The sequence below is a fragment of the Wenyingzhuangia sp. 2_MG-2023 genome, from assembly GCF_030548295.1.
GTDB lineage: Bacteria > Bacteroidota > Bacteroidia > Flavobacteriales > Flavobacteriaceae > Wenyingzhuangia.
The window spans coordinates 190,527-212,734 of record NZ_JAUOSB010000003.1; the positions used below are offsets into that span (position 1 = coordinate 190,527).

General features: G+C 32.3%; 16 protein-coding genes. 3 read left to right on the forward strand and 13 right to left on the reverse strand.

The window, feature by feature from the left end:
- Nucleotides 1–45: 45 nt before the first annotated feature.
- The 13 genes from Q4548_RS06485 to Q4548_RS06545 all read right to left on the reverse strand — a co-directional run bounded on the left by Q4548_RS06485 (nt 46) and on the right by Q4548_RS06545 (nt 18,396).
- Nucleotides 46–1,503 (reverse strand): calcineurin-like phosphoesterase C-terminal domain-containing protein, encoded by a 1,458-nt coding sequence (locus Q4548_RS06485; RefSeq protein WP_303452768.1) that lies wholly within the window; start codon nt 1,501–1,503, stop codon nt 46–48.
- 74 nt (nt 1,504–1,577) lie between these two features.
- Nucleotides 1,578–3,041: a hypothetical protein gene (locus Q4548_RS06490; protein ID WP_303452770.1), complete on the reverse strand. Its 1,464-nt coding sequence runs from the start codon at nt 3,039–3,041 to the stop codon at nt 1,578–1,580.
- An 18-nt stretch (nt 3,042–3,059) separates the two neighbouring features.
- Complete coding sequence (locus Q4548_RS06495; RefSeq protein WP_303452772.1) at nt 3,060–5,861, reverse strand: pitrilysin family protein; 2,802 nt, start codon at nt 5,859–5,861, stop codon at nt 3,060–3,062.
- Nucleotides 5,861–6,325 (reverse strand): hypothetical protein, encoded by a 465-nt coding sequence (locus Q4548_RS06500; RefSeq protein ID WP_303452774.1) that lies wholly within the window; start codon nt 6,323–6,325, stop codon nt 5,861–5,863. Before Q4548_RS06500 ends, Q4548_RS06495 begins: the two co-directional genes overlap by 1 nt.
- 12 nt (nt 6,326–6,337) lie before the next feature.
- Nucleotides 6,338–7,753 (reverse strand): RagB/SusD family nutrient uptake outer membrane protein, encoded by a 1,416-nt coding sequence (locus Q4548_RS06505; RefSeq protein WP_303452776.1) that lies wholly within the window; start codon nt 7,751–7,753, stop codon nt 6,338–6,340.
- 4 nt (nt 7,754–7,757) lie between these two features.
- Nucleotides 7,758–10,877, reverse strand: a complete 3,120-nt coding sequence (locus Q4548_RS06510) for a SusC/RagA family TonB-linked outer membrane protein (RefSeq protein ID WP_303452778.1) — start codon at nt 10,875–10,877, stop codon at nt 7,758–7,760.
- 261 nt (nt 10,878–11,138) lie between these two features.
- Nucleotides 11,139–12,251: a FecR family protein gene (locus Q4548_RS06515; protein WP_303452780.1), complete on the reverse strand. Its 1,113-nt coding sequence runs from the start codon at nt 12,249–12,251 to the stop codon at nt 11,139–11,141.
- 108 nt (nt 12,252–12,359) lie between these two features.
- Nucleotides 12,360–12,878: an RNA polymerase sigma factor gene (locus Q4548_RS06520; protein ID WP_303452782.1), complete on the reverse strand. Its 519-nt coding sequence runs from the start codon at nt 12,876–12,878 to the stop codon at nt 12,360–12,362.
- 367 nt (nt 12,879–13,245) lie between these two features.
- Nucleotides 13,246–13,731 carry a YchJ family protein gene (locus tag Q4548_RS06525; RefSeq protein ID WP_303452784.1) on the reverse strand — a complete coding sequence of 162 codons (486 nt, stop codon included), beginning with the start codon at nt 13,729–13,731 and terminating at the stop codon, nt 13,246–13,248.
- A 46-nt stretch (nt 13,732–13,777) separates the two neighbouring features.
- Entirely contained in the window at nt 13,778–14,650 is an 873-nt protein-coding gene (locus Q4548_RS06530) for a hypothetical protein (RefSeq protein ID WP_303452786.1), read from the reverse strand.
- An 84-nt stretch (nt 14,651–14,734) separates the two neighbouring features.
- Nucleotides 14,735–16,507, reverse strand: coding sequence for a translational GTPase TypA (typA, locus tag Q4548_RS06535; RefSeq protein WP_303452788.1), 1,773 nt, complete (start codon nt 16,505–16,507; stop codon nt 14,735–14,737).
- Nucleotides 16,508–16,627: 120 nt separating this feature from the next.
- Nucleotides 16,628–17,146, reverse strand: a complete 519-nt coding sequence (locus Q4548_RS06540; protein ID WP_303452790.1) for a hypothetical protein — start codon at nt 17,144–17,146, stop codon at nt 16,628–16,630.
- Between the two features lie 2 nt (nt 17,147–17,148).
- Nucleotides 17,149–18,396, reverse strand: coding sequence for a metallophosphoesterase (locus Q4548_RS06545; protein ID WP_303452792.1), 1,248 nt, complete (start codon nt 18,394–18,396; stop codon nt 17,149–17,151).
- Nucleotides 18,397–18,522: 126 nt separating this feature from the next.
- Between Q4548_RS06545 and aroB the strand changes: the two genes are divergently transcribed.
- The 3 genes from aroB to recQ all read left to right on the forward strand — a co-directional run bounded on the left by aroB (nt 18,523) and on the right by recQ (nt 22,132).
- The gene (gene aroB, locus Q4548_RS06550) at nt 18,523–19,584 is read left to right on the forward strand and encodes a 3-dehydroquinate synthase (RefSeq protein ID WP_303452794.1); all 1,062 of its coding nucleotides are present in this window, start codon (nt 18,523–18,525) and stop codon (nt 19,582–19,584) included.
- A gap of 82 nt (nt 19,585–19,666) precedes the next feature.
- On the forward strand, nt 19,667–20,008 hold the full coding sequence (locus Q4548_RS06555) for a DUF1801 domain-containing protein (RefSeq protein ID WP_303452795.1): 342 nt from the start codon (nt 19,667–19,669) through the stop codon (nt 20,006–20,008).
- A 6-nt stretch (nt 20,009–20,014) separates the two neighbouring features.
- A complete protein-coding gene (gene recQ, locus Q4548_RS06560; RefSeq protein WP_303452797.1) occupies nt 20,015–22,132 on the forward strand; it encodes a DNA helicase RecQ in 2,118 nt (705 codons plus the stop codon).
- Nucleotides 22,133–22,208 lie beyond the last annotated feature (76 nt).

The following is a 22,208-nucleotide window of genomic DNA, read 5'->3' on the forward strand; positions in this document are numbered from 1 at the left end:
ACAAAACTCTTTAAACTATTATTAGTTTTAAATAAATATAAATAATTACTTCTTAAAAACCCATATAGATTCTTTAATGGATGAAAAATATGGATCTTCTATTAAAATATCAACTTTATGATAACCTTTATTTAGTTTCGGAAAAGTCCCTTTCCAAATATGATTCGACTTAGTTCTTAAATACGGTGATGCTTTACTATTTTTATCCGGACTTTTATTTTCTTTTTGTGATTTTTTAATATAATTAATATAGGGGTCAACTAATCTTTCCTTCGTCATAGAAATAGCTGTATTATCTGTAAGCTTTAGTGAGACTTTGGTTTTATAAGATCCCGAAAAAACATTTATATAAATATTATTGGTTTTATCTAGGACAGATATTGGTTCTGAATTGTAATCTCCCACCCAATAACTAAATTGTTTGGAAGCAGGCAAGTTGATTCCTTTGTACTGAATCTTGTAGTCCTTGTTTTTAAAATTAATTTCAAAATAGCCTCTTGGTGTACCACAACTCATTAAAGACAAAGGGATTCCTTCCCATTTTTTTTGACCTGTCCACCAATTTCCAGATGCAGCACCCGCAGTGAGCTCATGAATTACATGACCTGAAGGCATAATAATTTCATTTTGAAAAACGGTATGGGTATGTCCCGATAAGAACAGTACCTTTTTAAAAGGATTCAGCAGTTTGATTAGCTCCTCTTTGTTTTTCATGGCTACAAAAGGAACGTGTTGACTTATTATTACTTGTTGATCCTTAGGGATTTGTTGAAGTAACTGAGACAGAAAACGTATTTGATTTGGAGGATATTGATTTTTATATCCATATTTTCCTGCAGGAGTAATACTGTTAAGAGAAACAAATAAAATATCGTTCTTAAAAAAAGCATACGTTTCAGGACCAAAATGTTTTCTAAAAAAATCGAATTGCTGGTTTTGTTCCGCATTAAAATTTCGATCGTGATTTCCGTACACCACCCATGAAGGTTTTGGAATGTCGTCAATTAACTTTTTTAGTGGCACAAACAATTCGGGAGCATCATTTACCAAATCTCCTAAATACAGGCTAAAATCATAATCGTTTCTATTCAACAATTCTGTTAAAACCGATTTTGTTGCATACAACAGCTCCTTGTCATCTCCTACCTGAACATCTCCAATGGCTAAAAACTTAAATTCTTTTTTAGTTTTTACCTTTTTAAGCGTAAACACACGCTCTTTGTTAATGTCTTCTAAGCTATGATACCACCATTTTTTTGCATTGCTATGTGTGTAATTTGTTGGTATAATTGGAAAAACTACCTGTCCTTTTTTTACAGGAATCTCAAACCTTCCTTTTTTATCTGTTTGTACAATGGTATCACCATTAGAAACCAACACTTTTTTTAAAACCCTGTTTTTGGCATGTACGGTTCCTTTAATTAAGGTGTATTTTGACTGTGCATTTGAGACCAAACCCAAGCAAAAACCAAATAAAAAGATCCATTTGTGTAGTATATTCATTCTCATAAATTTTAAAATAAAATAAGCGAAGTTTTGCAACTTCGCTTATAAAATATACAATTTAAAGATACATTTTAATTGTCTGGTGAATCATACTTGTAAAGGTTAATTTGTTCGTTTACAAGGTAAGAAGCATACGAAATACCGCTTGGTGCTACCTCTAATCTTAAGCTCGATGAATCTGCATCTGAAAAGACTACTGGAGCCCCCCAGTTATTTACATCTGTATCAAAAGGTAAGAATACTGGATTCTTTGTGTCGTTTTGATAGAATAACATTGGTGTATTGTACTTGTCCACAGCCATTGCAAAATCTCTAGTATTTGTCGTTACAATTAAATCACCTAATGTACTCCATGAAGAAGTTTCATCTTTATACATTTTAACTCTTAATTGATACTCTGTATCAGGTCCATTATCTTCTGCATATGCTACATATACGTTTCCTTCTAAGTCTACATCAATTTCTACATTGTAATAGTACACTATATTTTCTTCACTCTCTTTCATTTTATCAGCAAGTGTTGACCATGTATCATTTTCATATTTGTAAACTGAAATTGACTGTCCTTCTCCATAATCTAATACAGCAAGATATACGATGTCATTTACTACTTTTGTTTTTACAATTCTAGCAAAACCTGATCTACCAGGTATTGTTAAATCTGACCAAACACCTTCAGAGTAAGCTTTACCCAAAACTTCTCTTCTTCTTCCTCCATCAGATCTGTCATCACTTATAAAAAATCCATACACACTGTTATCGCTAGTAATTGCAACAGCGTTAGAACCTGTTCTTAAAACTGAAAATGGTGCATTTCCCAAATAGCTCCAAGTGCTATTTTCGTATGACATGATAGAAGGTTCTCTATTATCTGTATATTCCTGAAAACTAATAAATGGAGTACCTTCAGCACTAAATTTTAAATCTACAGTATTTGCTCTAAAATTAGAAAAGTCAGTTCCTCCTACTCTATTCCAAGTAGTACCGTCATAATTCACCAAGTTCATTTTTTGATCATCGCTACTCTCTCTTTCGCTAATGTAAGCAACATAAGGTACTGAGTTTGTTGGATTGATACGTAATGAAATATCAGTAGCTATGTCATCTATATAAGTAGAAGCTAAGCTCCATACAGAACTTGCTAACTTCCCTACCGAAATGGTGTAAATTTTATTGGTTACACCTTCGTTAACCAACAATTCTACAGGAGCAGCATAACTATTGGCAGTAGTTCCGCTAACTTGTACCGTAGCACCAATTTTTACTATATCTCCTTCTGTAGTTGTAAAACGAGCTACTAAAGAAGTTAAGTCTGTTTCATTTGGCAAGGCTATGGAAACGTCTGTTGTTGTTACGCTTTCAATCACGTAATCTGTAAAAAGGTTCGTAGGATTGTCTTCGGCATAAAAACCAAAGCTTAATAAATTTACTTCAGCAGGAATTTCTATCTCTTGTGCTGGGTCGTCAGAACTACAACCAACTGCCATTGAAAATAAAGCCGTTAAGGCAAATAAATAATAAATTGTTTTTCTCATAATATTAAATTTAAATAATTAATTTTTCTGATTCTTGGGATATAAAATGGCTTCTATTTTAGGGGATTTTAAAAAATATGTTTGAGTTATTTTTTTGATATCTTTCTTTGATATATTGTTTACTAACTGTGGATACGCTGTTACAAAATCCCAATTGGAATATGAATTGAAATAATAATCTCGGATGCTTTTGGTCCAAAAAGAATTTTTCTGTCTACTGATGTTAAACTTTGAAATCAAATTGCTTTTGGTCTTCTCCATATGCATTTCAATATCTAGCGCTCCTGTTGCTATTTCATTAATAATTTTAGCAATCTCAGACTTTATCAAATCCACATCTGTGGGTTTACACACCAAGGCAATAGTTTGTCTGCTTAGTGGTTTTGGATGTTGCGTAGCACTCACCGATACTCTCACTCCATAAATCACCCCAAGCTCTTCTCTCAACCTTTTGTTAAGTTCTAACTTTAAGACATTTTCTAGAATTTGGTTTTTAATCTCTACTTCTGCAATGTTTTTTACCTTTTTGCTTTGTTGATGAATGGCTGTGTAAATTGCCTTAGAAGATTCTTCTCCATAAGCAACCAAACTTTTGCTCTTTTTTTTCAGAGGACGAGGTTGGTATTTATAAGCATTTTTCACTTCCCCTTTAGGAATTCCCCCTATATAGGTCTTAATAAAAGGTAAGAACACTTCTAGCTCCTTATCTGAAATTAGCGTGATAACAAACCCATCTGCATTGGCAAAAAAACTTTTGTAAATAGGAATTAATTTTTCTTTAATCAACTTCTCTTCTACTTGTGCTTTGGTTCGTTTTGCAGTGGTGTAATCTTTTCCACGAACTAAGTATTTAAACTTTTTCTGAAAAACTTCTTTTGGGCTAAGCTCATCTTCTACTATACGTTCTATAGACAAGTCTTTTAATTTTTTAAATGCTGAAGAATCTATTTTTGGCTCTGTAGCCTTTAGGTAAAACAATTGAAAAAGAGTTTGAAGATCTTTTATTTTTGAGCTTCCAAAAAAACCTGCTCTTGTTTTGTCTATTAAAAACTGAACCTTGGCACTATTTCCAGACAAATAATAACTAAGAGCTTCTCTAGAAAACGCTCCATAACCACTTACCGAAATAGCTGGAGCAGCATATTGTGCGCTAACATAATCCGTACTGTCTATGGCATACAATCCTCCTTTTTTAAACCCTGCCAACAACACACTTTCCTTACTTTTTAAAGATTTTTTATAAATTACCGTTGCACCATTTGTCAAATGAATTTCTTGTGCATCGATTTCAGGAATATTTTTGATTTTTTTGATTTCACCTGGCTGAATTGATTGTGTAATTAGTTTTTTAGGCACCTTAAAATGATGTTCATAGGGAACAACCTTTATTGTTTTATGTTCCTGAATTGCTTTAAACAACATACCTTTTGACGGCAACTTGTCCCACTCTTTTTCATTAGTAGTTAGCAGATACCTAAAAGGGCTATTGGTTTCATTTTTCTTTAAAAACCCTAACACCTTATTCTTTGTTAACTCCGAAAAACAGTTTTTCATCAAAGCATACTCATCTCTTAGTGATATGATTTTATTCCCATTAAAAAAATCTTCATACATTTGCCCCATCATTCCCGAAGCCGATACAGGTTTGTTTTCCTTTGCTTTGGCACCAAAAGAAGCCAACATAGTTTTGGTTACCTTTTTAATTTCTAACTCTGTAAAACCATACTGAAAGATTTGCTGAAAATGTTTGTTAAAATCACGAATTCCTTGCAAAGCATTTTCTGGTTTTAAGTCGATGGTTGCCAACAACACTCCTTTAGAATTCAAAAAGTTGTTTAAATTTATACTTGCATTGTTGTATTCGTTTTCTTGAAACGATAATTGTGCAAGTCTGGTAGTTATCAATTTATTTATAACCACACGCATTAGGTACTCTTTGTAAGCTTGTTGGGTATTTACATCTCGCAAAGGTTCATGGAGTTGTATGTAACTTAACTGGGTCTTTTTTGTCAAATCGTCCTTGTAAATCACCAAACTATCATTTGTGTAAGACGCTATTTCTCCAAGTATGGGTTTTGGAAATTGTGTAGGTATTTTCGCAAATTTTTTAATGATTTTATGTTCTACCTCCTCCGCATCCACATCCACATCTCCAGCAATTGCAACAGCCATTAAAGAAGGATCGTACCATTTTTGATAAAAAGCTTTAAGCTCTTTACGCTTAAAATTCTTTAAACTTGTGGTGTCTCCAATAACTGTTCTCTTGCTATACAGAGAATTGTTTAATAAGGTTTGTAAAAAGAATTGTCCTTTTTTGTTTTTAGGAGATTGCTTTGAAAGCCATTCAGACAACACAACACCTCGTTCTTTTTCTACTTCCAGAGAATCTAACAACATCCCATTCACCCAATCTGACATAATAGTTAATGTCGAGTCTATTACTGAGGTGTTCTTTGTCGAAACTTTTAGTTTATATATAGTTTCTTCAAAAGAAGTGTGTGCATTTACATCATGACCAAACTTAGATCCTTTTGTTTCTAAGAATTCTATCAATTCGTTGGCTTTAAAATGTTTTGTTCCATTAAATGCCATATGTTCTAAAAAATGTGCTAAGCCTCTCTGTTTTTCTGTTTCTTGCAAAGAACCTACTTTCACAAATAATCTAAAGTGAGCTTGTCCTTTTACTTTGTTTGTTGGGTAGATATAATACGTTAGGCCGTTGGGCAATTGTTTTTTTACCAACACTGTATCTTGCACCAAGCTTTGAGAAAAACCTGTTGCCATGCACAACGCAACCAAAAAACTTATTATAATACGCATTAGTTATTTACTTTATGAATTACTAACTCACTTTGATTTGCATCCTCGCCTGGAAAACCTATATGAACCCCCAAGTTGTTTGATTTTAACCTGATTGTAATGGTATTGTCTTTGGTGGGATCTAACGTATTTTCTAACCACTGAATCTGAATGGGCCTTTTGTAAATTCCCGTAGGAAAGGTTAAGGGAAATTCAGTTGTTAAAATTTTAAAATCTTCTCCATCTTTTAATCCATCACCTACTATAATATCGTAGTCCAAAAGCAAGTCTTTACTTAGTGGTGTAGTGCTTAAATAGACATAATAGCTCGCAATGTCTTTTCGGTTAGCGTTGATGTTTACCGTAGAAACATTGTTAAAATTGATATGTACAAATGGATTGTCATACACTTTAATTTCTTCTTTTCCACAAGAAATTAGTGTGCATATTGCCAAACCGATTATTAGAATTTTATTTTTCATCATTTTCTGTCTTTATTAATATCCCTCGTTTTGAATCATGGCATTGTTTACATCCATTTCTTTTTGAGGAATGGGCAAAACAAATTTGTTACTCGGATATGTGATTTCTTTAACTGTTGATGTTGTATTGGTATCTCTGGTAAGGTTTTGCTTTGTTCGTGTCAAATCGTACAAACGATGTCCCTCAAAACACAACTCTTTGATACGCTCTTTATCTATCAATGCTTTCAATTCTTCTTGAGTATTTTCGGCAATAGTAACAGCTGCAACGGTTGTTTGATAGTTTCTAGCCATCAAGGTTTTTAAATCTGCTTTGGCTAAGTCCAAATTCGACAATTGTGTATATGCTTCTGCTCTAATCAAATACATTTCCGAAGCTCTAAGTACAATGATATGGTAATCATTATCTTGAATGTCTCCGATATTTGAAAATGGCTTTAAAAACTTCAAACTGGTTAAGGTTTCTACATCTAACAAACCTAAACGAATGTCTTCCGTATTTTCGTTAAGCAAATCCTTCAATTTGGTACTCGCAATGGCTAAAGGAGCTTCTAGCGTGTAAAATTTATTGAGGTAAGGAGTTTTTAAGTTTCCATTTAATTTAAACAGCGATTCGTCATCATTCTCTATTTTTAGAAACATGTCTAAGTAATCTTGTCCTTCGGATAAAGACGTACTATCAATTACCAAACTTGCATAATCTATGGCTTTTTGCCAGTTTTCCATGTACAAATACATGCGTGCCAGCAAACCGTACACTGCATTTTTTGTTGCGTAAAAACTAGAAGAAGTATCTCCAGTATTCTCAAAAATTAAGGCTGATTCTATAAGATCTTTTTCAATTTGCGCATACACCTCTCTAACTGTTTTTCTTGGCACATGATCGTCCGAACTCGGTGTTATTGTCAGCACTGGCACTCCTATATGGCTAGCATCATTGGTAAAATTATAAGGCTGTGCATACACACGAACCATGTCAAAATGAATCAAGGCTCTTAAAAACAAAGCTTCTGCTTTTATTTGATTCAACTCCTGTTCACTTTTAGGAAAGTTGATCAATAAATTCGGTTGGTATTCCAATATGTTATTTACATTCACCAAAGCTTCAAGAGCATTTCTCCATATCATCCCAACAGCTGTAATTTCTTCAGCAGGGTTGGAAGTGAAATTGTATTGAGAAATCATATTATTTTCTACCGCTGTCGCTAATTGAAGCATATCACCTGCTACATCAGGATATAGCAAAAACTCATCTCCATAATAATCATATACTTTGCTATACGCTCCTGGTAAAGCGGCTCTCATCCCATCCATGTCCGAAAAAAACACAGGTATGGTTGTTTGTCCTATTTGATCTACCTCTAAAAAGTCACTACAACTACTTAAGAGACTAACACTTACTATTGTGATTAATGTTTTTAAATATTTCATTTTTTTAAAACTTTACATTTATCCCCAAAGAAATTTCTGTTTCAAGCGGATAACCTTCAATATTATTTTTGTAAGAATTTCTGTCTGATTTGTCATACGGGGTCCACACCAACAAATTGTTGGCGATTAATGAAACCCCTAGTGTTTCTACTCCCATTGATTTTGTAATGCGTTTATCAAACAAATAAGAAAATGATACGTTTCTAATTTTTAGATTGGTTTTGCTGTATAAAAAACGCGTGGAATTACGTACTGACCCAGTGCTTACACCCCAAATAGGCTGCGGAGCTAAGGCCAAATCTCCCTCTTCTTTCCATCTGTCTAATTGGTTTACTGATTGGTTGTCATCCATAATATTTAACCCATCAGAATTAACATCACGAGCAAAAGTGCTAAAACTATATCCTCCTATAGTGTAGCTCATCAAGATACTTAACACATATTGATTTTTATAATTAAAAGTGTTGCTGATACTTCCAAAAAGATCTGAATCTGCTACCTTATCTGCTACTCTATTGTCTACACTATAATCTTTGGTAATATTTCCTTCGGTATCGTACCACATTGGATATCCATCTCTAGGATCTACTCCTGCCCATCTAACTAAGTAAAACGTATTTTTACTCTTTCCTTCTTGAAGCCTGGTGTTTCCGTAGTTTTTTGGAACATTGTTGTACAACTCTAGGATCTTATTTCTATTACGTGAAGCAAGTATTTTTGTTTTCCAAGTAAAATTTTCTTTTTGAATATTGGTAGATTCTAAGGTAATTTCTACTCCCTTATTTTCTATTGCTCCAATGTTTCTCAATACCGTGGTGTCTCCAATGGTTCTAGAAGCATCCAACGTACTAATCAAATCTGTGGTTTTATTTCTATAAAATTCTGTGGTGATGTCCAATCTTTTACCCCATAATGCAATTCTAAACCCGAGATTTGTAATGTAGGTGGTTTCCCAACTCAAGTCAGGATTGGCTCCTGTTGAGATTCCAGCTCCAATAGTTCCCCCGTACTGATAAGAATCGCTGATGCTATACACTCCATCAGGATTTTTGCTCCCATACCTTGAATTCCCATTGGTTCCGTAACTTCCTTTTAAACTCAATATGTCTATGATTCTGCTCTTAAAAAAATCTTCTTTATGTAGGTTCCACGAAGCTCCAGCCGATAAAAAAGTTGCGTATTGTACGTTTTTTCCAAAATTGGAATTTCCATCCTTTCTCCAGTTCAACACCAAATTATAACGTCCGTCGTAATGGTAAGACAACTGTGATAAATACGATGCTTTGGTGGTTGTATATTCACTAGCAGATCCATCAGAAAACGATGCCAAACTTACCAATCTGACATGATCGTTTACAAAACCTGATCCAGAAGACGAGGTGACGTTGGTTTGATTCGATCCTAATTCTATCCCCACAACACCAGACAAACGATGCAATCCCACTTGCTTGTTAAAATTCAATCTATGTATGGTATTCCAATTCAAATACATTGCGTTGTTATCATTAGCATAACCAACAGGAACTCCTGAGTTGGTTCCAGACCAATTTTTCATGGATTGGTATATTTTTTCAGCATAATTGTTATAATCCACCCCAAACTGAGAGCTAAGTTTAAATACGTCACTTAGTTTGTAACTTAATTGAACAGACCCTTTGAATGAAAAAGCTTTTTGTCCGTTGTCATTTTGTTCTCTTTCAGCTAGCTCGTTAAAAAAACGCTTTTGAACCCAGTTAGGAGTTCCATCAGAATTGCTCCCTTCTATAACTTTGTAATACTGTCTAAACGTACCATCATCGTTGTATGGAGAAATGATGGGCAAGTTGCTATAATAATCATCTCCAGGTGTAAACGTGGTGTTTACATTGTAAGAACCCGATAACAAAAAGTTCAAATTTAGCTTGTCATTAAAATTGATATTGTTATTAGTAGAGATTGACATTCGTTGCTGCTTATTCCCTTTTAAAGTCATTTTATCTTCAAAATAAGAACCCGAAATACGATAGACCGCCTTTTGGTTTCCCCCAGATGCCGACAAATTTATTTGTGATGTTGATCCTACGTCAAAAAACTCATCATACCAATCTGTTTCTGTGGTAGAGTAACTGTTCATATCATTATCCGTATATGGAAAATAAGCAGGATCTCCTCCAGAGTTTAGGTAAGACTCTTTGGCAAGGGTTAAGTAATCTTTCGCATTCAATACTTTAAAACGTGTATCTTTATTGATGAATGAAATTCCGTGCCTAACTGAAATTTCCAAATCATTGTGATCGATTTTTCCTTTTTTTGTGTTAATTAAAATCACACCGTTTGCACCATCTGCTCCGTAAATAGTTGTTGCTGATGCATCTTTTAACACAGTAATAGATTCAATATCATTGGGATTTAAAAAAGACAAGGGACTCACACTAGTTTGTATCCCTAAAATAGAATTGGTGGTTCCTCCTGTGGTAATTTGAATACCATCTACAATCCACAAAGGCTCATTAGAAGCTGTTAAAGAAGCATCTCCTCTGATACTAACAGAATACCTTGGTCTAGAACTGGTAGCTCCGTTACTTTGAGAGCTAACTTCTAACCCTGGTATTATACCTTCTAATAATCTATCTACTCTTTGTTGTGGCATGTTTTTAATATCTTCTGATTTAACTTGATAAGCACTTGATACTAAATCAGACTTTTTTTGGACAGTACCATAATTACTTGTAACAATTACTTCCTCTAAAGATTCAATAGCTTCTTTTAATACAATTGTTAGCTTTTTAGATTCATTAAGTTTAATTTCTTGAGTTTGAAATCCCATACTAGATATTTTAACAATACTACCAATAGGAATATCATTAATAATAAATTTTCCATCAAAGCCTGTTATAGACCATTTACTAGAATCATCTTTTAATAACAATGTTACTCCGCTTAATGGGTTCCCTAATTCATCTTGTACAATTCCTGTTAATTGTAATAGTTCTTGAAAATCAACATTTGGTATGCTTTTTTTCTTTTTAAATAGTACAATTTGTTTATTAATGACTTTGTAATTAATGTTTGTTGATTCAAACATTTGTTCACACAAGTTGTCAATTGTTTTCCCTTCTGTTTTTAGCTTTATTTTTTTATTCAATTCTGTATCATCTATACCCGATTGAATAAAAACGTAATCTGTTTTATTTTCTATTTTAGATATACATTCTCTGATTGAAATGTTCTCTATTATTATGGGTAAAGTATGAATTTGATCAATTATTGTATTAGCATACAAATTAACTGATGTACTTATCAATAAATTAAAAAACAACAAACACAAAGTGGTTTTACAACTGTTTGATAATGAAATCCGGTTTATTAGAAGATTTGTTTTCATGTATATATTCCTACTTAATTTTTAATAATTTTTATCCATTTCGAATGTTGTACCAGAGAGTATTGTTAATGTTTCCAATACATCATTTAAATTTGTTGATAAATGAATTTTACCTGTACATTTATTATTCTTAGAGTTTTTACTGATTTCTGAAAAAGAAACATTGTAGTATCTTGACAACTCTATTAAAATATCTTGTAAAGGCTTATCCTTAAATGTTAAATATCCTTTTCTCCATGAGTTGTAATTCTCAGGAACAAACTTTTCCTTGGTAAATTTGTTTTCTTCTATTTTTACTAACTCATTTGGCACCATCATTAATTCTTTATTTTTATTAGAAACACTTACAAAACCTTCAAATAGAAAAACTTGTTTAGCTAAACTGTTTTTATATGCTTTTAAATCGAATATTGTCCCATATACTTTCACGTCAAAATTGGTAGTTTTAACTATAAATGGTTTTGATTTGTCTTTAGCCACTTCTATATAAATTTCTCCTTCTACATAAATTGAGCGATTATTATCATTAAAACTTGAAGGAAATTTCACAGTAGTCCCTGAATTTATCCATAGTTTAGAACCATCAACTAGAGTCATCTGAGTTCTTTTACCATAGGGTACTTTTAAAGTATTATAACTTTCTTCATTCGTATTTTTAATTACGGCTGTACCTAAATTAATTTCACCTGTTTTGGTTACGTTTAAAATTTCATTACTTGCTAAAGTGTAAGATTTCTCATTAGTTATAAGTTCAATTTCATGAGATTCCGAAACTTGTTTTACGTATACTGTTGATTTTAATGGAGTCTCTTTTGTTGTATATCTAAATAAGAATACTATTAAAATACTTGCAGCAACTGCCAAATAAGTATTTAACAATCTTCGTTTCCTTACTAGAGGTTTTTTCTTTGTTTGGTTATTTAAAATCTTGTGATATAATGAGTCACGTTCACTAATAGATAAAACAGAACTATGAAAACGAATTTTTTTAAAAGTACACTTAGCATTCTCAAAAGAAATTTTATCATGTGGATTTTTACGTAAATAGGACTCCCAATATTTTTCACTAACTGGATCTTTTGTTAGCATATAACTTATAAAAGCTTCGTTTTTTAAAAAATCTTTTTCATTCATATTATTAATTATTACACAAGATGTTACTATGGCTATATATACAAGACTAACATGTCTATGTTATATCACCTATCTCAATGTTAAATAATTGTTAAGCCGAATAAAAAGTTAAAATAAGAGAGAAAATATGAACGTATTTAGTCCATTTTTACGAATATGGTTTAAAGCTTTTAAAATAAGATTTCTGCTAGATGCAACTGAAATACCCATAATTTCAGAAATCATTTCATAACTATAATCTTGAGTATATCTAAAATAAATAATTTCACGCTGTCTCGGACTTAATTCTTTTAATACTGCATCTACCTTGTTTTTTAAGGTGATTTTAGACTCGTTGTCCATGATGACATCTTCAATACTTATTTCAATTTCAAAGGGAATATGTTGGTGATTAAAGTCGATTGGTAAGCTTTTGATAGATTTTTTATACTCTGTAAGTAGTTCATTTCTTAAACTTCTATACAAGTAAGCTTTTGTGTTAACAATATCAAATTTTTGTTTATTTAATATTTTTTCAAAAACACTCTGAATAGAATCTTTCACTACATCTTTCTCAAAACCAAGGTGTGTTCCATAATTATATAAATCATTAATATGTAATCTATAAATATATTCTATTTGATTCATTAAAAATATTGAAACATTAACACAAAACGTAGAGACAGGATAAAACGCAAGATACTATGATCTGATTCCCTTTTAAAAGATTGACTTTAAAAGAGTAAAGATAAGAAATATAGAGATAATCAAATCTGTTGTGTAATAAAGTATTTGTTTACAATACTGTTATTATTATATGTGTAAAAAGGAGTTTTTATTTAATACATTTATCAAAAAACTATATATAAATATGAGAAATCAACACTTATGATGCATTAATATTTTCTCGTAAAATGCTGTTATTTTACAGGGCAATAATTAAAATGAAATTTTATTCTTTTTTAAATTTATTTTAGTGTTTTTATTACTTCCTTTTTTTGCCATGAGTATTTATTTAGGAATGATTGCCGTCTATATAACTCCAATGATTGTTTTCCTTTACAAAGCGAGATTCTTCATGAATAACATGCTCTTTTCCATTTTCTAAAAAATAAGCCTTAAATGTTACAAAACCGACCTCTGAAGTAGTTTCTGATGTTTGTACAATCTCCAATTTTAACCATTGAACACTTTTTGCCCAAGTTTCTATTTCTTTTTTCTCTACAATAGGTCTCGTAGAAGAATGATGACTCAACATTAAATATTCAATATTTCCAAGAACATACGCAGTGTATCTAGATCTCATCAAACTAAGTGGTGTTTCTGCCAAGTAGATGTTTTTATGAATAGGTTCACAACACGTTTTGTACGAATGCTTAGATCCACAAGCACACAACACTCCTTCTCTATTTGCATTTGTTTTAGCTTCTAGATTGAAACGATGTTTTTTAGAATCTTTTACCTCTTTTTGTTTCTGAATTAATTTTGAAAATTTAGACACTATGTAGTTAATTTATCACAAAAATACAATAGTATTTGTTTGCTTCTTATTTTTCCAAGCTTATTAAAATAAGTTTCTGTTTGCGTTTGTATTTTTTTCCTTTTAAACTTACACTAGATGCTTCTCTACTGATATAAATAGTAGAATTATCTTTCCATGAGATAGCTTCTGTTTGATTGGCAAGTCCTAATTCTTCAAACAAGCTAATTTTTTTAAAATTCTGACTCTGCGTACCCAAATTATTAATTTGAATTAAATAAGATTGATAATCTCTATCATATGCAGTGCCTAGAAAAACATCATTTACCGAGTTATAGGCTATAGAAGTCAACATGCAATTGATATCTATACTGTTTATTTTATGAGCGACGTGTTTTCCTTCGCTTGTTGGAATTTCATAAATAGTTGTTTTATGATCTCCCCAGTTTTTGGTAAACAAATACAGTTTGTTTTTATAAATGGTGATAGATTCGCAATCAAAATTTGTTTTGTGTTTGTTGATTTCAAAAGATGTTTGATCTTCATATGTATAATAAATCTTTTCAGCTTTTGCTTTTTTACCTTTTTTTAAATCTTTTTTAGCTATTTTATATATCACCAAATTTGTTCTGTTTCCATAATTATTTCCGGTATCTCCAACGTAAATATAATCTAAATCCTGAGTGATGGACTCCCAATCAATATTGGTTGCATTTTTTACTTTCACCGTTTTTTTTAATTTTCCTGTTTTAGCATTCAAAACATACAATTCAGGCTTTCCTCCAGAATCGTTAAACGTGATGATTTCCTTTTTATTCTTTAAATAAACAATTCCCGAAGTTTCATCAATATCATTAGGAATATCTATTTTTTTTTCAATAACAATGTTTTGAGTACATGCAAATTGAGTCAATAATATAAAAACAAATAAAAATCTCATATTCCAGAATTTGGTTAAAACGAATGTATAAAAAAACTCCTTCAATTGCTTGAAGGAGTTGTAGTAATTTTATAGAAAGAATTATTATGCCTTAAAGGTAATTTTTCTCATTCTTAAACTTTCTGGAGTCACCTCTAAATATTCATCAGCTCTAATGTATTCCATACATTCTTCTAACGAAAAGTTTACTTTTGGAGCAATTTTCATTGCTTCATCCGTACCAGATTTACGCATGTTTGTCAACTGCTTTCCTTTAATTAAGTTTACAGCCATATCATCAGATTTGCTGTTTTCACCAATTACTTGACCAATATAAATTTCTTCGTTAATATCAATAAAGAACTTACCTCTATCTTGCAAACGGTCTAAAGCGTATGCAGTTGCTTTACCAGCAGCAGCAGAAACAATAGCTCCTTTTTCTTCTTCAGCAAATTCACCTTTGTAAGGACCATATTCACTAAACCTGTGGTTTATAATTGCTTGACCAGCAGTAGCTGTTAAAATTTTATTTCGTAAACCAATCAATCCACGAGATGGAATAGTAAACTCTAAGTGTTGTAAATCTCCTTTAGGTTCCATAACCATTAAATCTCCTTTACGCAAAGAAACTAAGTTTACTGCTTTAGAAGAAACTTCTTCAGGAACATCAATTGATAATGTTTCGTATGGTTCACATTTTTTACCGTCAATCTCTTTAAAAATTACTTGAGGACGACCTACTTGTAATTCATACCCTTCACGTCTCATAGTCTCAATCAATACAGACAAGTGTAATACACCACGACCAAATACGTTAAACTTGTCTTCAGAATCCGTAGTTTCAACTTTTAAAGCTAAGTTCTTTTCTAATTCTTTAAACAAACGATCACGTAAGTGACGAGAAGTTACAAATTTACCTTCTTTACCAAAAAATGGAGAGTTGTTAATAGTAAACAACATACTCATGGTAGGCTGATCAATTTCTGTTCTTGGCAATGCTTCAGGATTTTCTAAGTCAGCAATAGTATCACCAATTTCAAAACCTTCAATACCTGTAATTGCACAAATATCTCCACATCTTACTGTCTCAACTTGTACTTTACCCATTCCTTCAAAAACGTGTAATTCTTTAATTCTAACTTTTTTAGTTGAACCATCAGCTTTACATAACATGTAATCTTTACCAATATGTAAATCTCCACGGAAAATACGTCCGATAGCAATTCTACCTGTAAAAGCAGAAAAATCTAAAGAAGTAATTTGCATTTGAGGAGTTCCTTCGTTGTATTTTGTTGCTGGAATAGATTCTAATACAGCATCTAATAAAGGTACGATATCTTCTGTTTGATTTTTCCAATCTGTACTCATCCAGTTGTTCTTTGCAGAACCATAAACTGTTGTAAAGTCTAATTGCTCTTCTGTAGCTTCTAAAGCAAACATCAAATCAAACACTTTTTCGTGAACGATATCTGGAGTACAGTTTTCTTTATCTACTTTGTTAACTACAACAATTGGAGTCAATCCTAAAGAAAGTGCTTTTCCTAATACAAAACGAGTTTGAGGCATTGGTCCCTCAAAAGCATCCACTAATAATAAAACACCATCAGCCATTTTTAATACACGCTCTACTTCACCACCAAAATCGGCGTGACCAGGAGTATCAATAACGTTGATTTTTGTTCCTTTGTATTGAACAGATACGTTTTTAGAAAGAATTGTAATCCCTCTTTCACGTTCCAAATCATTGTTATCTAATAATAAGTCAGTACGTTCTTTACGTTCGTCTAATACTTTTGCTTGATCAATAATTTTATCTACCAAAGTAGTCTTACCGTGGTCAACGTGAGCTATAATAGCAATGTTTCTTATTTCTTGCATGGTGTGCTTTAAATTTAAAGCGCAAAAATAGTTAAAAGAACTTAGAAATTAGGATTCTACGTTGTTTATTATACAACCAGAAATAAAAACACACAAAACACTATATAACAACTAATTAGATTAGTTTGCACTGAAAAAATCTTCAGGATAAGGCTCTCCTAGTTCTTTGGGAGTTAGTTTTCTACCCATTTCAAATGCATTTTCTACGGCAATTTCTTCAGTCCATTTTCCGACCACAATTTCTGGAGTTAAAAATTCATAAGCTACAATTCCGTTGTACAACTGTTTGTCAGAAGTATAACTAAAGTGAATTACTAAAATATTGTTAAATACAAATCCATATCCCGTTTGTTCTTGCTCACCTTCTATCAGCCAACTTACTTCTATCTGATTACTAATCAAATCAATTTTCAGAGTTCCTGTGTAATAGCTTTTTTTTAAGTCAGGATTTCCTCCTACAATTTCATAAAGACCACAAATATTTACCATATTAATGGTGAAATCTGGATTTTGCTCTGCATACTCCAACAATTCTAACCTTTTCACCAGTTCCTTTTTTTTATCAGGTCTGTGTTTTAAGACTTGCTTGGATTTTTTATACCAAAATCTTAATGTTTGTTCAAAAGTTTCTGAGTGCATTCTTAACTTTTTTGTTCCAAGGTAATTACAGTAATTTCAGGCCATATTCCTACTCTACCAGGAAAACCTAAAAATCCAAAACCTCTATTTACATACAAATATTGTTCTTTATTTTGATACAATCCTGCCCAACGTTTGTAAATATATTTTGATGGACTCCATTTGAATCCTGGAATTTCTACTCCAAATTGCATTCCATGCGTATGACCAGACAACGTTAAGTCTATAGATTGTGAATGTGGAACTACTTTTTCATCCCAATGTGTAGGATCGTGAGATAGCAAAATTTTAAAGTTTTCTGATAGCGTTCCTTCCAAAGCTTTGTCTAAATCTCCTTTTTGTGGAAAGGGTGGATTTCCCCAGTTCTCTACACCCACAATGTCTATTTCTTCATTGTCTTTTCTTAGCGTAAACGTCTGATTGTTTAACAATTCAAACCCCATTTCTTTTTGATGCACAAACAATTCTAATAAATTTTCTCTTTTTTCTTCTTTACTACTCCAACGTTTGTGTGTTCCATAATCATGATTTCCCAAAGTTGAAAATTTTCCAAATGGAGCCTCCAAACTTCCAAACAATTCTTTGTAAGGCACAATTTCTTTCGCTTCATTATTTACCAAATCACCTGTAAACAAAATCAAATCTGCTTGTTGTTGTTTGATCAAATCTACTCCATGTTTTACTTCGTCAAAATCATCAAAACTACCTGAATGAATGTCTGAAATGTGTACTATTTTTAAGCCATGAAAAGCTTTGGGTAAATTTTTAAATGCAAGCGAAACATTTTTCACTTTGTAATTATATTTCCCTTTGGTAATTCCATACAACATTCCTAAAAAAGGAATACTTGCCAAACCTAAACCTACTTGTCCTATAAATTTTCTTCGATCTGCAAATGCAACTTTTGCATCAGAATGCAAAAACAGTTTCCATACATTTTTTCCTAAATATTCTATAATTCTAAGAATGTCATCCAACAAAGCAGTCAACAACATTCCTAACTTTAACGCAATAAAAGCAAAAGTATACCCAAACCACAAATTCATCCAAAGGCTAGCTTGTGTAGGCCTATTGTCAAATTTTAACACAATTAAAGCAAAACAAGCATAACTTACCAATGCGCTTATTCCGTAAAACCATTTAAATCCTAGTTTTAAATTGGCATTGTTAAAGTAACTTTTAAAACTTGTAAATAGATAAATGTCTAGCACCAATAAGATGGTCACAAAAATTAAAATTCTTTGAATCATTAGTAGGTTGTTCTGTGAGTTAAAAGTAAGAATTTAATGCTAGTCGAAAGACATTAATTATTATTACAAACTAGGTTATGAAAAAAAAATATTTTACTGTAATTTGCGCATCAAATACAAAACTACATGCAAACTATCTTATCTACAAGCTACCCTGTTCATTTTCAAGAAACTGGTTACAATGCGTTGAACGAATTTATTGTTTCCAAGGCTTTTAAAACTATTTTCATTTTGGTAGATGAAAATACACATGAGCACTGTTTACCTATTTTGCAACAAGAAATTACCGCTGAAGTTGTTTTTGAAATAATTGAAATTGAATCTGGTGAAGTGAATAAAAACCTAGGAACTTGTATGAGTTTGTGGCAAGCTTTGACAGATTTAGGTGCAGATAGAAAAAGTTTGTTGATCAATATTGGTGGTGGAGTCATTACTGACATGGGAGGTTTTGTGGCTTCTGCGTACAAACGCGGAATTCAATTCATCAACATTCCAACAACATTATTAAGCATGGTTGATGCTTCTGTTGGAGGAAAAACGGGTGTGGATTTAGGTGTTTTAAAAAATCAAATTGGATTGTTTGCAGATCCAGAAATGGTGATTATAGATCCTATGTATTTACAGACTTTATCTGAAAAAGAAATTACATCTGGAATGGCAGAGATCATCAAATATGGATTGACTTATGATGAATCTCTTTGGAAACAATTTTTAGACGAAACCGAAGAAGTAGATTTGATTGGAATGATTCACCGTTCTATAGAAATTAAAAACGAAGTGGTTCTTGAAGATCGATTGGAAGCTAGTTTGCGAAAAATATTAAACTACGGACATACTATTGGTCACGCAGTAGAATCTTACTTTCTAGAATCTGAGCATAAAGAAACCTTAACTCATGGTCAGGCAATTGCTTTGGGAATGATTACCGAGACCTATATTTCATCTAAATTGTTAGGTTTTCCTGAGGATGTATTGGCTATTATCAAAAAAACTATTACAGGTATTTTTGGAAAAGTACCCGTTTTGCCAGAAGACTACGATGCTGTTTTAGATTTGATGAAACACGACAAAAAGAACGTAAACGGACAAGTCAATTTTGTATTGTTAGAGGGAATGGAAAAATGTAAAATTGATTGTAAAGTAACTCCAGAATTAATTATTGAGTCTTTAGATTATTATTTAGCCTAATATTAAGTTCATCCAACGTAGTCTAGATGTATTGTTCTCAATTACGCTAGAACACCTATTATAGTAGTATAAAAAAATATTCATGAATAACACCGATAACTTTTTTGAGAAACAAGAGGAACCCTACAAAAGTGCATTCTTATTTCTCAGAGACTTTATCATCAATCATGATTCAGACATTGAATTGTTATACAAATGGAAACTCCCTTATTTTTATTTTAAAGGAAAACCATTGTGTTATCTTTGGAAAGACAAAAAAACAAACGAACCCTACATCAGTTTTTCTAAAGGTTTAGAATTACATCACCCTGCATTAATTCAAGGAGACAGAAAAAGATTTAAAATACTTCCTATCAATCCAAATCAAGACATTGATGTTATTTTAATTCAAACAATTTTAGAACAAGCCATAAAATTATATTAAGCGGTTATGAAACAACAAGATATCCTTTTACACAAAACTTTAAAGGACTATTTTGGTTACGACCAGTTTAGGCCTTTACAAAAAGAAATCATCACTAGTATTTTAAATGGAGATGACAATTTGGTAATCATGCCTACAGGTGGTGGTAAATCCATTTGTTTTCAATTACCAGCGCTTTTACTAAAGGGGTTGACTTTGGTTATTTCTCCATTGATTGCTTTGATGAAAGATCAGGTAGATGCTTTAAATGCCAACGGAATTTCTGCTGCTTATGTGAATAGTTCTCAATCTAGTAGCGAGAATACCGAAATTATGGAACAGGTAAAATATGGAAGTATCAAACTTTTGTATTTGGCTCCCGAGAGTTTGACTTTTTTTGAACAACTGTCTCAAGTCACAGAAATTAGTTTGATTGCTGTAGATGAAGCCCACTGTATTTCTTCTTGGGGACATGATTTTAGACCTGCCTACACTCAACTTTCTTTTCTAAAAAAACGATTGCCCAACACTCCATTAGTAGCTTTAACCGCTACGGCAGACAAAGCTACTCGTGAAGATATTGCCAATCAATTGGACATTGCCAACGCTAAAAGAAACATCAGTTCTTTTAACAGAGCTAACCTAAGTTTGGAAGTTCGTCCGGCTCAAGATCGTGTAAAACAAATTGTAGATTTTGTAAAGACTAGACCTCAGGAATCTGGAATTGTGTATTGTTTAAGTAGAAAACAGACGGAACAATTGGCAGAACGTTTGCAAAAAAGTGGTTACAAAGCAGCTGCTTATCATGCAGGATTGCCTGCGGAAATACGAAGTAAAACTCAAGAAAATTTTATTCACGACACAACTCCTATTATTTGTGCTACGATTGCTTTTGGAATGGGAATAGACAAATCCAATGTCCGTTGGATCATTCATTACAACTTGCCCAAAAACATAGAGGGATATTATCAAGAAATTGGTCGTGCTGGTCGTGATGGTATAGATTCTGAAACCATTTTATTCCATTCTTATGCCGATGTAATTCAGTTACAAAAGTTTGCAGAAAATTCTGGCAACAAAGAAGTGCAATTGGCAAAGCTAGAACGAATGCGACAATATGCAGAGGCGACAAGTTGCAGAAGAAATATATTGTTGAGTTATTTTGGTGAAATGGCAACCGAAAAATGTGGAAACTGTGATGTTTGCAACCACCCTCCTACCTTCTTTGATGGAACTGTTGTTGCACAAAAGGTATTGTCTGGAATTTACAGATTGCAAGAAAATGAACCTTTAAATGTGGTGGTAGATTTTTTGAGAGGCTCGCAAAATGCAACAATTGTAGAAAAAAATTACCAACAACTAAAAACTTATGGAGTTGCTAGAGACATTGCCTGGAAAGATTTGCAACAATATGTAGTGCAATTGGTGAATCAAGGGTTTTGTGAAATTGCTTTTCATGAAAACAATGCCTTAAAACTAAACGACCTTTCTAAAGAAGTGTTGTTCAATAGTATGAAGGTTTCGCTAACCAAACCTGTTGATTTTGTAAAAGTAGACGAAAAAACACCTCAAAAAGCAAGTACTCCTAAAAATAATTTATTTGAACGTTTGCGTGTGTTGCGTTTGGAATTGGCTACAGCTAAAAAGGTTCCTGCATACGTAATTTTTAGTGATGCAACGTTACAAGAAATAGCAAAAGAACGACCTGTAACCGATGAAGAGTTTTTGGCTATTAGCGGAGTTGGAAAACAAAAATTAGAGGATTACGGTTTTGATTTTATCACAGAAATCATTCAGTTCAATAAAGAGAAAGTAGTAAAACCAGTCAAGAAAAAAAGAGGAAAATCTGCCACACATTTAGAGACTTACGACTTGTACAAAAAAGGCTTGTCTATAGAAGAAATAGCTCAAGAACGTGGATTGAATGTCAATACCATTCAGAGCCATTTTGTGAAATTATACAATGAGGGAATACAAGTGAACCTGAATGATTTTGTCTCCGAAAAAGAAATAGAAGCCGTACGTGAAGCTAAAACAAAAGTTGAAAACCCCAATGCATTAAAAAGTTATTATGAGTATTTTAACGAACAGTTAGACTATGCAGCCATCAAAATGGCCTTGGTAGTAATTGACAAAGAAGAGTAACAACTCTCTTTTTGTATTTGAATATCAATATTCATAATACATAGAATTGATTCTTACAATATAAACCAACTTCATA

What these genes read in the sequence shown, in the direction of transcription:
- Q4548_RS06515 (WP_303452780.1), bottom strand. Translation starts at nt 12,251, where the DNA reads ATGAATGAAAAAGATTTTTTAAAAAACGAAGCTTTTATAAGTTATATG.
- Q4548_RS06530 (WP_303452786.1), bottom strand. Translation starts at nt 14,650, where the DNA reads ATGAGATTTTTATTTGTTTTTATATTATTGACTCAATTTGCATGTACT.
- Q4548_RS06485 (WP_303452768.1), bottom strand. Translation starts at nt 1,503, where the DNA reads ATGAATATACTACACAAATGGATCTTTTTATTTGGTTTTTGCTTGGGT.
- Q4548_RS06505 (WP_303452776.1), bottom strand. Translation starts at nt 7,753, where the DNA reads ATGAAATATTTAAAAACATTAATCACAATAGTAAGTGTTAGTCTCTTA.
- Q4548_RS06520 (WP_303452782.1), bottom strand. Translation starts at nt 12,878, where the DNA reads ATGAATCAAATAGAATATATTTATAGATTACATATTAATGATTTATAT.
- aroB (WP_303452794.1), top strand. Translation starts at nt 18,523, where the DNA reads ATGCAAACTATCTTATCTACAAGCTACCCTGTTCATTTTCAAGAAACT.
- Q4548_RS06545 (WP_303452792.1), bottom strand. Translation starts at nt 18,396, where the DNA reads ATGATTCAAAGAATTTTAATTTTTGTGACCATCTTATTGGTGCTAGAC.
- Q4548_RS06500 (WP_303452774.1), bottom strand. Translation starts at nt 6,325, where the DNA reads ATGATGAAAAATAAAATTCTAATAATCGGTTTGGCAATATGCACACTA.
- Q4548_RS06495 (WP_303452772.1), bottom strand. Translation starts at nt 5,861, where the DNA reads ATGCGTATTATAATAAGTTTTTTGGTTGCGTTGTGCATGGCAACAGGT.
- typA (WP_303452788.1), bottom strand. Translation starts at nt 16,507, where the DNA reads ATGCAAGAAATAAGAAACATTGCTATTATAGCTCACGTTGACCACGGT.
- Q4548_RS06490 (WP_303452770.1), bottom strand. Translation starts at nt 3,041, where the DNA reads ATGAGAAAAACAATTTATTATTTATTTGCCTTAACGGCTTTATTTTCA.
- Q4548_RS06555 (WP_303452795.1), top strand. Translation starts at nt 19,667, where the DNA reads ATGAATAACACCGATAACTTTTTTGAGAAACAAGAGGAACCCTACAAA.
- recQ (WP_303452797.1), top strand. Translation starts at nt 20,015, where the DNA reads ATGAAACAACAAGATATCCTTTTACACAAAACTTTAAAGGACTATTTT.
- Q4548_RS06540 (WP_303452790.1), bottom strand. Translation starts at nt 17,146, where the DNA reads ATGCACTCAGAAACTTTTGAACAAACATTAAGATTTTGGTATAAAAAA.